General features: G+C 71.4%; 10 protein-coding genes. 6 read left to right on the top strand and 4 right to left on the bottom strand.

Translation table 11 applies throughout. The features are described from left to right. Positions 1-36 precede the first annotated feature (36 nt). Positions 37-165, bottom strand: a complete 129-nt coding sequence (locus AB0958_RS09195; RefSeq protein ID WP_003999697.1) for a DLW-39 family protein — start codon at positions 163-165, stop codon at positions 37-39. A gap of 338 nt (positions 166-503) precedes the next feature. Here AB0958_RS09195 and AB0958_RS09190 point away from each other — a divergent pair, with 338 nt between their 5' ends. The 3 genes from AB0958_RS09190 to AB0958_RS09180 all read left to right on the top strand — a co-directional run bounded on the left by AB0958_RS09190 (position 504) and on the right by AB0958_RS09180 (position 2,645). Continuing rightward, entirely contained in the window at positions 504-851 is a 348-nt protein-coding gene (locus AB0958_RS09190) for a DUF6344 domain-containing protein (RefSeq protein ID WP_366889721.1), read from the top strand. A 239-nt stretch (positions 852-1,090) separates the two neighbouring features. Then, positions 1,091-1,879, top strand: coding sequence for a GntR family transcriptional regulator (locus tag AB0958_RS09185; protein WP_366889720.1), 789 nt, complete (start codon positions 1,091-1,093; stop codon positions 1,877-1,879). 7 nt (positions 1,880-1,886) lie between these two features. Beyond that, positions 1,887-2,645, top strand: a complete 759-nt coding sequence (locus AB0958_RS09180; RefSeq protein ID WP_366889719.1) for a glycosyltransferase family 2 protein — start codon at positions 1,887-1,889, stop codon at positions 2,643-2,645. A gap of 87 nt (positions 2,646-2,732) precedes the next feature. On the opposite strand, the gene AB0958_RS09175 is transcribed toward AB0958_RS09180, so the two are convergent. The 3 genes from AB0958_RS09175 to AB0958_RS09165 are packed head-to-tail and all read right to left on the bottom strand — an operon-like array spanning position 2,733 to position 5,115. Beyond that, on the bottom strand, positions 2,733-3,659 hold the full coding sequence (locus AB0958_RS09175) for an FkbM family methyltransferase (protein WP_366889718.1): 927 nt from the start codon (positions 3,657-3,659) through the stop codon (positions 2,733-2,735). Positions 3,660-3,662: 3 nt separating this feature from the next. Continuing rightward, entirely contained in the window at positions 3,663-3,866 is a 204-nt protein-coding gene (locus AB0958_RS09170) for a ferredoxin (RefSeq protein WP_366889717.1), read from the bottom strand. Positions 3,867-3,903: 37 nt separating this feature from the next. After that, positions 3,904-5,115 carry an amidohydrolase family protein gene (locus AB0958_RS09165; RefSeq protein ID WP_366889716.1) on the bottom strand — a complete coding sequence of 404 codons (1,212 nt, stop codon included), beginning with the start codon at positions 5,113-5,115 and terminating at the stop codon, positions 3,904-3,906. 183 nt (positions 5,116-5,298) lie between these two features. Here AB0958_RS09165 and AB0958_RS09160 point away from each other — a divergent pair, with 183 nt between their 5' ends. The 3 genes from AB0958_RS09160 to AB0958_RS09150 all read left to right on the top strand — a co-directional run bounded on the left by AB0958_RS09160 (position 5,299) and on the right by AB0958_RS09150 (position 10,818). Then, positions 5,299-5,748 (top strand): DoxX family membrane protein, encoded by a 450-nt coding sequence (locus AB0958_RS09160; protein ID WP_366889715.1) that lies wholly within the window; start codon positions 5,299-5,301, stop codon positions 5,746-5,748. A gap of 44 nt (positions 5,749-5,792) precedes the next feature. Next, positions 5,793-6,263: a hypothetical protein gene (locus AB0958_RS09155; RefSeq protein ID WP_366889714.1), complete on the top strand. Its 471-nt coding sequence runs from the start codon at positions 5,793-5,795 to the stop codon at positions 6,261-6,263. 436 nt (positions 6,264-6,699) lie between these two features. Next, entirely contained in the window at positions 6,700-10,818 is a 4,119-nt protein-coding gene (locus tag AB0958_RS09150; protein ID WP_366889713.1) for a WD40 repeat domain-containing protein, read from the top strand. The last annotated feature ends 30 nt before the right edge of the window (positions 10,819-10,848 follow it).

Here is a 10,848-nt window from a genome sequence, read left to right as displayed (position 1 = left end):
GGCCGGGGTCTCAGTGTCGTCTGTTGTCGGGAGTACTCACGAACCCGTGGGCACGGAGTCAGTCGCCTCCGTCCACAGATCCTGCTCGGCGCGATCCGCCTGGATCTGGCGGTACACGAGGAGCCCGCCGATGGCGGCCAGTGCGACCAGGAGAAGCTTCTTCACCGCGCGACCTCGTCTCTTCCTTGACGTAGGGGACCTCTGGCGCCCGACTATACACACCGACCGATACCGATCGGTGACCTGGCATCAGGCCCCAACTCGGGCCCGCGGCACGGTGTTGTCCGGCGCGGCGCCGTTCTGATCGGAGGGTGATCACACCCTCACAGCCGGTTACTTTGCACCCTCTCGCCCGGTTTAAGGGGTTTTCTGACCTCCCTGCGTCCATCCGGGTGGTGTTCATCGGAACATCAACGCGCCACGGGTCGAGGTCCCCCACTTCGCGATCCCCATACACATCATGAGGAAAGTACGCAAATCGCCCAACCCGAAAGTGAGGGGCCATGGCCAGGAACGCCAAGGTCATGAAGCTGTGGACCGCCATCGTCACCGCCTTCCTCGCGCTGTTCACGGCGCTCGGATTCGTCGCCGCCACCAGCGCCGCCGCGGTACCGGGGACCGAGGCTCCGCGCAACAGCAGCGGTGACGACCACGACAAGGGAACCGACCGGGTGATGATCCCGGCACAGACCCACTGGCTCTGGTCCCACGCAAGGTCCCTGCCCCCCACGATGAAGCAACGCATCCGGGCCGAGGCCCACGGAAAGTCCCCCAGCTGCCGGCACCGCCCCCTGGACACCACCGAGTCGGAGACCACGGGCGACCACCCCGCCGCCCCGCTCGACTGCTGAGCCGCACGGACAGTCCAGACGCAACGGCGCAAGGGCGACTTGCGTACGTACCAGCGCCTAATGCGACTCAGACCCGTGGCCGGGCACCGGCCACGGGTCTTCGCACATCCCGGCCCGGCACCGGCACATCCCCAGCCCCAGCCCCGGCACCGGCACCGGCACCGGCACATCCCCGGCTCAGCACCGGCTCAGCACCGCTCGACTCGGCGAGTCCTGTTGAGGAGTCGTAGGCTGGCTCCGTGCCCAAGGCCTACGAGGCGATCGCCGACGATCTCCGCCGGTCCATCAGGAACGGCGGGCGCGAGCCCGGCGCCCGGCTTCCCTCCGAGGCGGAGCTGGCCCGGCACTACGGCCGGAGCGTCCCGACGGTCCAGAACGCCCTGCGGCTGCTGAGCGCCGAGGGACTGATCGACAGACGGCACGGCAGCGGCACCTTCGTGCGCCGCCCGCGCACCCGCGCGGTGCGGGACAACGGGCGGTACCAGTGGGAGAAGGACCGTGCCCGGATGCCGGAGGCCACCCGGGCCCAGACCGGCGCGACCGAGCACGACACCGGTCTGGTCGTCGACGACCTGGTCTTCTTCGCCCGCTACCGCGAGCTGACCGCGTACGGCGAGCTCGCCCACGCGTTCGGGTTGCTGGAGGGCACCGCCCTGCTGGAACGCACCTACCGCACCCGGCACGCCGCCGAGACCGCTCCCTTCAGCCTCGTGACCTCCTATCTCGTCCGTGACCTGATCGCGGCGAACCCGGCTCTCCTGGACGAGACACGGGAGCCCTGGCCGGGCGGCACCCAGCACCAGCTGCGCACCGTCGGCATCGAGGTGGACCGTGTCGAGGAGCGCTGCACCGCCCGCCCGCCGACGCCCGAGGAGACCCGGGAACTGGACCTGCCGGCCGGCACCTCGGTGATCGTGCTGCGCAAGACGTCCTACGACATCCACGGCCGCGTCGTGGACATCACCTCCGTCACGCTCCCCGGCGACCGCACGGAGCTGCTCTACACCACACGTCTGGAAAGGTGGTGAGCGCTGCGTGAGCCGGCGCGTCACCGTCGTCACCGTCGTCACCGCGGTCCACGCGCCGTCGGCCCGTTTCCTGCCGGAGGCCTACGGATCGCTGTGCGAGCAGCGGCTGCCGGACGGCTGGGAGTGGCGGTGGCTGATCCAGCAGGACGGGGCCGGGGACGGGGTCCTGCCCTACGTCCCCGACGACGTACGGGTGTCCTTCCGGCAGGGCCGCGCCGGCGGACCCGGGGTCGCCCGGACCATGGCCCTGGCGCGGGCCGAGGGGCCGTACGTGAAGATCCTGGACGCCGACGACCAGCTGACGCCGGGGGCGCTGGCGCGTGACCTGGCGGTCCTGGAGGCCGACCCGGCCGTCGGCTGGGCCACCTCACGCGCCCTCGACCTGCTGCCAAACGGTACGACGGCCGGTTTTCCCGGGGATCCGGAGGACGGCCCGGTCGAACGCGGCGCGGTGCTCGACTTCTGGGCGGCGAACGGCTTCCGGGCCCAGGTCCACCCGGCCACCCTCTGCGTCCGCCGTGAGCTACTGCTCGCCCTCGGCGGCTGGATGGCACTGCCCGCCTCCGAGGACACCGGGCTGCTGCTCGCGCTGAACGCGGTGAGCCGGGGCTGGTTCTCGGCTCGGGCCGGGCTGCTCTACCGCAAGTGGGAGGGCCAGGTCACCGGCCAGTCCGCCCACACCGACCCGGTCGAGCGGGAGGCCCGCATGGCGGTGGTGGCGGCCCGGGCACGGGCACTGGGGGAGTTCGGCTGGCGGTACGGGTGAAGAACGTCGGTGCCGCTGAACGTCGGTGCCGCTGAACATCGGTGCCGCTGAACATCGGTGCCGCTGAACATCGGTGTCGCTGAACGCTCACAGGCTCGCCGCGTCGATCCGGGAGAAGACCAGGTCGCTCTCCTCGGTGACCGGCCCCTCCCAGCGCACCGGCACCAGCGGCTCGCCGTACCGGGCGCGGGGGTAGCTGTCGGCCGCGTAGCTGTTGGCCAGCCGGTAGACGCGGTAGCCCGCGTCGGTCATGGTGTGCAGCAGGTCGTCGGCCGAGTCGCCCAGCTGGGCCATGCGCTCGGGGGTGACCTCGACGGTGATCTCGGCGTCGGGGCGCAGCTTCTCCAACAGCGGGGCGAAGCCGCGTACCACCGCTCCCTCGGCACCCTCCACGTCGATCTTGACGACCCGGGCGGTCTCGATCTCCTCCGGCAGCAGCAGTTCGGGCAGCGGCACGGCCTCGATGTCGAAGGTGGACTCGGCCGGTCCGTCCCAGGGGACGATGCTGTTGGCGCCCATGTTGCGGGAGCTGGCGAGCACGAAGGTCAGGGTGCGGTGGGCGTCGGAGACGGCGGCGTTGACCGCGCGGATGTTCCGGCAGCCGTTGAGCGCGCTCTGCTGCCGCAGCCGGCGGTGGAAGTCGGGGGAGGCCTCGACGGCGACCACCCGGCCGTGCGGGCCGACCAGTTGGGAGGCGAGGACGCTGAAGACGCCGATGTTGGCGCCGACGTCGACGAAGCAGTCCCCGGGCGCCAGCCGGCCGCGCAGCCAGCGGGTCATGTGCGGCTCCCACACCCCGAAGAGGTAGAGGTAGCGCTGGATGAGGTCCTGGGTGTCGACGGCGAACCGGGCACCGGTGAGCGTCTCCACGACGCGCCGGCGCGGGTGGTCGCGCAGATAGGGGTTGAGCGCACGGGCGGCGACGGTCTTGCCCCAGGGGCCGGGGAAGTCGCGGACGTAGCGCCGGCCGAGCGTGGCCAGGAGTTCGGTGAGTTGCGTGCCTGTGCTGCTCATCCGCTAGTCGGTGACCTTCTTGCCGTCGATCCGGATCGCCTGGGACGGGCAGCGCTCGGCGATGTCGCGGACCAGTTCGTCGTCCCCGGACTCCGCGCGTCCGGGCAGGACGAAACCGTACCCGTCCTCGAAACCGAACACAGTGGGCGCCCGGAAGGCGCACTCGCCGGATCCGTAGCAGACGTCGGCGTCGACGGAGACCTTCATGGAAGGTCCCCTGCCCAACGGAAGACCCGCTGAACCGCTATGTGAACGGCAGCTCCAGCATCCGGATGGCGTTGCCGCGCAACAGTTTGTACGCCACCTCCGGGGCCAGGCCGCCGACGTGCTCCTGGGCGACGCGTTTGGTCTCCGGCCAGGTCGAGTCGACGTGCGGGTAGTCCGTCTCGAAGGTCGCGTTGTCCACGCCGACGGTCTCGATCGCCTCGATGCCGTGCCGGTCGCGGAAGAAGCAGCAGAAGATCTGCCGGTAGTAGTAGGTCGACGGCGGCTCCGGGATCAGGTCCTTGACCCCGCCCCAGGCGCGGTGCTCCTCCCAGACGTCGTCGGCACGCTCCAGGGCGTACGGGATCCAGCCCATCTGGCCCTCGCTGTACGCCAGCTTGAGCCGGGGGAACTTCACCAGGACCCCGGAGAAGAGGAAGTCCATCATCGAGGCCATGGCGTTGTTGAAGCTCAGCGAGGCCTGCACGGCGGGCGGCGCGTCCGGGGAGGCGGCCGGCATCTGGGAGCTGCTGCCGATGTGCATGTTGACGACCGTCCCGGTCTCCTCGCAGGCCGCGAAGAACGGGTCCCAGTAGCCGGAGTGGATGGACGGCAGGCCCAGGTAGGTGGGGATCTCGCTGAAGGTGACCGCGCGCACCCCCCGCGCGGCGTTGCGCCGGATCTCGGCGACGGCCAGGTCGATGTCCCACAGCGGGATCAGGCACAACGGGATCAGCCGGCCGCCGCTGTCCCCGCACCACTCCTCGACCATCCAGTCGTTGTAGGCGCGGACACAGGCCAGCGCGACGTCCTTGTCCTCGGCCTCGGCGAAGGTCTGCCCGCAGAAACGGGGGAAGGTCGGGAAGCAGAGCGAGGCCTCGACATGGTTGACGTCCATGTCCTTGAGCCGTTCCTTCGGGTCCCAGCAGCCGGGCCGCATCTGCTCCCGGGTGATGCCGTCGAGCGTCATCTCGTCCCGGGAGAAACCGACGGCCGCGATGATGCGCTTGTACGGGAAGAGCAGGCCCTCGTACTCCCACCAGTCGGTGATCTGGCCCTGGGGGTCGGTGGTGAACCGGTATTTACCGCCGACGTAGGCGAGTTCGCCGATTCCTGCGGTGAAGGGCTTGGGCCCCTTGTCGCGGTACTTGCCCGGCAGCCACCTCTCGAAGAGGTGCGCGGGCTCGATCACGTGGTCGTCCACGCTGATCACCCTGGGCAGATCCTGGGTGCCGGTCGCGTCGTCTGCCATGCCTATCCCCTGCTGCCTGCGGAGTCTTCCGAATATCTGACGGACCATCAGATAAGTCGCCGGCATTCAGGCTAGGCCCGCGAGCCGGTACCAGCAAGAGCCGCCGGACCCCTTGCGGCCCGCGCCGCCTTCCGCTGAACTGACGGATCGTCAGATAGGTGCGCGATCCGGGGAGGGTGCGGGATGCGATCAGCCTTGCTGAGCGGTGCCGAATGGTTCGCGGTGCTCCGCATCGGGCTCGGACTGTGGTGGCTGGAGAGCTGGCGGCACAAGGACAAGAAGCAGTGGTTCGGCGGCGGGGGCATCAGGTGGGCGGCCGGTGTCGCGGAGAAACACCGCTGGCCGGCGGTCCGACGGGGCTTCGACACCGTGGTGGCGCCACGGCCCCGGCTGATGGCCTACGTGGTGGCGTACGCGGAACTCGCCCTGGGCCTCGGCCTGGTGTCCGGCTTCCTCACCCCGATCGCGCTGGTGGCCGGGTGCCTGCTCAACCTGGTCTACCTGATCCTCATGATCCACGACTGGGCGGAACAGGGACAGAACCTGATGATGGCCCTGATCTCCCTGACCGCCCTGTTCGCGATCAGCTGGCAGACCTGGTCCCTGGACAACGCCCTGGGCCTGTTCGGCTGACCGGGGAAACGCCCCACCACGGCCCCGTCATCAAGGAGACGCCCATGACCGGTCTCGCCGAGCCTCCCTCGGCAGAAATCCTCAGGAACCTGCACGCGAGCCGCGCCCGCAGCGCTTACGAACGCGCGGCAGCCACCTGCCACCACGCGGGAATCGCCCCCGACGCCGCGCAGACCGTCCCCACGACCCCCGTCGGCCGAGCCGCGAACGCACTCCGGCTGTCGGCCCAGTCCCTCACCACCCTGGACGCCCCCGCATCCGACCCGGCGGCAGCCGCCCGCTGCGCCCGCAACGCCGCCGCCACCGCGGCACTGGCCGCACAGGTCGCCCAAGCCGTGGACGACAGCCCCGCGGCGGCCACGGCCCTGCGCGCCGCCCTCACCGCGTCCCGGGCGGCCGCGACGGCGGCAGGCGGTACGGCGGCGGGACAGAACCCCGCTCTGAACTCGGCGGCCCAGGCCGCTGAGGAACACGCGGCGGCAACGGCACGCGCGGCAGGCTGGATACGGCCCTGAGGCCACCGTCGGCACGACGGATCACACGCCGTGCCGGACCGCGCCGCACGCCGGCCCCGTGCCGTTCGGCGCCGGTCCCTCCCCACGTGGGGACCGGCGCCGAACGGCGCGGGTGACATCGGACCGCGCCCCTGAGGACGACGGTCGGCTCGGCAGGCGAGAGCGGCTCCTGTCGTGCGGTCACTCCGGCAGGATCGCGCCGGGCGAAGGTGACCGAGAACGTGCGGTGCCGTGAGCTGTCTCCGCGACTGCTGAGCTGGTCGGCCCGTCGGGCGACACCCGATTACCGCGTTGCTGGAACGAGATCCTGCCAGTCGAGGTGCACATCTGAGGAGGTCCGGACATCCGCCTCAGGGCTTCGCCGCAGGTCAGCCGTATAAAGTGAGTTTTCCGGTCCGGATGTTCAGCAGCGGGGGAAGTAAAGGGGTGGAGCACCTTGAGTCCCGATGCCGGGGCACGCACGGCCTTCGCGGAACGTCTCGCGCTGCTGTACAAGGAGGCCGGCAATCCTCCGCTCAAGCGCGTCGCCGAGGCGGTCGACCGGCTGCAGCGCGTGGACGAGCGGGGCCGGCCCGTACGGGTCTCCGCCCAGCGGATCAGCGACTGGAGACGGGCGAAGAACGTCCCCGCACAGTTCGCGGCGCTCTCCGCCGTACTCCACGTCCTCATCCCGCAGGCCCGTCGCGTCCAACCGGCGCCGGTCTCCGCCGGGCTGTACGACCTGACGCAGTGGCAGAAACTGTGGGAGCGGGCCGTGGCGGACCCGGTCGCCGAGCCTGCCGTGCCGGAAGCGGCCGAGGAGACGGACCCGGCGCCGTCGATCGACAGCGTCTGCCCGTACCGGGGTCTGGCCTCCTACCGGCGTGAGGACGCCCGCTGGTTCTTCGGCCGGGAACGCAGTACCGACGCCCTGGTCGCCCAGCTCCGCTCGGTGGAGGCGACCGGAGGTCTGGTCATGCTCGTCGGCGCCTCGGGCGCGGGAAAGTCCTCGCTGCTGAACGCCGGACTGGTCACCGCACTGCAGAACGGCGCCCTCGCCGACGACGAGGGCCGCCCGTCCAGGATCCTCCAACTGGTGCCGGGACCGGACCCGGTGAAGGAACTGACCCGCCGCATACCCCAGCTGTCCGACCTCACGGAGCTGGACGACCTGGACGCCGTTCGGGAAGCGGTCACGGCCTGGGCCCGGCGGGAGTCGGAGAATGTTTCACGTGAAACATGGCCCACGAGGCCCGGCACGGACCCTCCGGCCGACGGGTCTTCCCGGGCCAACGGCTCCCCTCCGGCAGACGGCTCCCCGCCGCCCGACGGCTCCCCGCCGCCCGACGGCCCTCCTTCGCCCGAAGGCCCTCCTCCGCACCGCCCGATCGTGATCGTGGACCAGTTCGAGGAAGCCTTCACCCTCTGCGCCGACGAGGCGGACCGCCGTGCCTTCGTCCGCCTCCTGCACGCCGCCAGCACTTCCGCCGCTCCCGGCCGGCAGGCTCCCGCCCTGGTCGTCGTCGGTATCCGCGCCGACTTCTACGAGCAGTGCCTCGGCTACCCTGAGCTGGCCGACGCGCTCCAGCACCGGCACATGGTGCTCGGCCCGCTGACCACCGCCGAACTGCGCGAGGCCGTGACCGGTCCCGCCAAGGCGGTGGGCCTGGAACTGGAGCCGGGTCTCGCCGAACTGATCGTCCGTGAGGTGAGCGCCGACGGCCCGCGCGGCGCCCATGACGCCGGTGTCCTCCCCCTCCTCTCCCACGCCCTGCTCGCCACCTGGCAGCGCCGCAAGGCGGGCCGGCTGACCCTGGCCGGCTACCGGGCGGCCGGCGGCATCCAGGGCGCCGTCGCCGCGACCGCCGAACGCGCCTGGTCCAGCCTCGATCCCGCCGCCCGTACCGCCGCCCGGCTGCTCCTGCTCCGCCTGGTACGGCTCGGCGAGGACACCCAGGCGACCCGCAGACGCGGCACCCGGCGTCAGCTGGCCGCCGAGTCCACCGACCCGAACAAGACGGAGGAGTCACTCGAAGCCCTCGTCCGGGCCCGGCTGGTGACGCTGGACGCGGACACCGTGGAGATCACCCATGAGGCACTGCTGCACGCCTGGCCCCGGCTGCGCGAGTGGCTGGACGAGGACCGCAACGGCAACCTGCTGCGCCAGCGGCTGGAGGAGGACGGCCGGGCCTGGGACGAGTCGCACCACGACTCCGCACTTCTCTACCGGGGTTCACGGCTCGAACAGGCCCACGCCTGGGCGAAGTCGGCCGGTGACACCTTCCTGACCCGCAGCGCGGTGGAGTTCCTGGCCGCCTCGGTGCGGCTGCGCCGGCGGACGGTCTGGCTCAGCCGGGCCGCGGTGTCGGCACTGGTCGTGCTCGCGGTGCTGGCCGCAGGTTCCGCGGTGGTCGCCCGGCAGCAGCGGGACGACGCGGTGTTCGAGCAGGTGGTCGCGGAGGCCGACCGGTTCCAGTACTCGGATCCGTCGCTCTCCGCCCAGCTGGACCTGGTCGCACACCGGCTGCGCCAGGACGACGAGGGCGCCGCCAACCGCCTGATATCGATCGTGAACGCGCCCCTCGCCACTCCTCTCCTCGGTCACACCGGCGCCGTCTACCTGACCTCCTTCAGCCCCGACGGCAAGATCCTGGCCACCGCCGCCTACGACCGCACGGTCCGGCTGTGGGACGTCAGCGACCCGACCCGGCCCGCACCCCTGGGCACACCACTGCGCGGCCACACCAGCTGGGTCTCCAGCGCGGTCTTCAGCCCGGACGGCAAGACCCTGGCCAGCGCCGGAGACGACGGCACCGTCCGCCTGTGGGACCTCTCCGACCCGAAGCACCCCACCCTCCTGGGCTCACCCCTGAACGGCCACGACGGCACCGTGTACCTGGCCGCCTTCAGCCCGGACGGCCGGACCCTCGCCACGGCGGACGAGGACCACACCGTCCGCCTGTGGAACGTGCGCGACCCGCGTCACCCCGCGTCGCTGGGCACGCTCACCGGCCACACCGAGGCGGTGCGCTCCATCGCGTTCAGCCCGGACGGCCACACGCTCGCGGCCGGCAGCGACGACAACGCGATCCTGCTCTACGACGTCTCCGACGTCCGGCACCCCGAACATGTCGGCGTCCCGCTGCTCGGCCACTCCATGACCGTGCACTCCGTGGCCTTCAGCCCGGACGGCCGGACCCTGGCCAGCGGCAGCAAGGACGACACCGTGCGGCTGTGGGACGTCTCCGACCGGGCGCACGCCAAGGCCCTGGGCGGACCGCTCACCGGCCACACCGGGCCCGTCTGGTCGGTGGCCTTCAGTCCCGACGGCTCGATGCTCGCGGCGGGCAGCGCCGACTCCACGGCCAGCCTGTGGAACGTCGACAACCCGGCGTTCCCCTCCCAGGTGGGCGAGCCGCTCGCGGGGAGCAGCGGCGAGATGTACGCCGTGGGCTGGAGCCCGGACGGGCACACCCTCGCCACCGGCAGCGGCGACGGCAAGGTGCGGCTGTGGTCGGTCCCGGGGGCGGACATGATCGGTGAGGCGGGGACGTTCAGCCCGGACGGACGCGTCCTCGCCACCGGTGGCGGCGACAGCCGGATGCGGCTGTGGAACATCTCGGATCCGGCGCGGCCGAGGGCCCTCGGCGAACCGTTCCGGACCGGGTGGCGGGACCTGCGTTCGATGGTCTTCACCCGCGACGGCCGCACCCTGGTCATCCTGACCGGCGAGAACAACGTCAACTGGGTACAGCTGTGGAACGTCTCCGACCCGGCGCACCCCGCCCAGTACGGCGAACCGATCCGGCTGGACACCCGGTACGCGGGCTCCGAGGCGCTGGCGCTGAGCCCCGACGGGCACACCGTGGCCGCCGACCACGACGACCGCACCGTCCAGCTCCTGGACATCTCGGACCCGGCCCGGCCCAGGCGCCTCGGCGCACCCCTGAGGGGCCACACCGGCTATGTCAACGCGCTCGTCTTCAGCCCGGACGGCCGGACCCTGGCCAGCGGCAGCGCGGACGGCACGGTGCGCCTGTGGGACGTCTCCGACCCGGCGCACGCCAAAGCCCTCGGCACCCCGCTCACCGGCCATCTGGGCCCCATCAACACCCTGGCCTACAGCCCCGACGGGCACACCCTGGCCAGCGGCAGCGACGACGACACGGTCCGGCTGTGGAACGTCTCCGACCCGGCGCACGCGACCCGGCTGGCCGCGGTCCTCACCGGCCACACGGAGGCCGTCGTCTCCCTGACCTTCAGCCGGGACGGCAGGACCCTGGCCAGCGGCGGCAACGACAACACGGTCCGCCTGTGGAGCGTCTCCGACCCCGGTTCCGCCCACCCCATCGGCCAGTCGATGAGCCCCAACGCCAAGACCGGCAACTTCCTCTCCTTCGGCCCGCGGAGCGACATGCTGGGCGTCTCCAGCGGCGCCGACACGGTCCGCCTGTGGAGCCTGGACGTCGACCAGGCGGTCACCCGCATCTGCTCGGCCACCCGCAACGTCCTCACCCCGGCCAGATGGCGCGAGTACCTCCCCCGCCTCACCTACGACCCGCCCTGCCACGACTGATCCACACCCATCCATGACCACGCATGAGTG

Source organism: Streptomyces sp. NPDC006655, from assembly GCF_040703965.1.
In the GTDB taxonomy this organism is placed as follows: Bacteria; Actinomycetota; Actinomycetes; order Streptomycetales; family Streptomycetaceae; genus Streptomyces.
The sequence above is the reverse complement of the archived record's forward strand: the minus strand, read 5'-3'. Positions and strand labels throughout refer to the sequence as shown.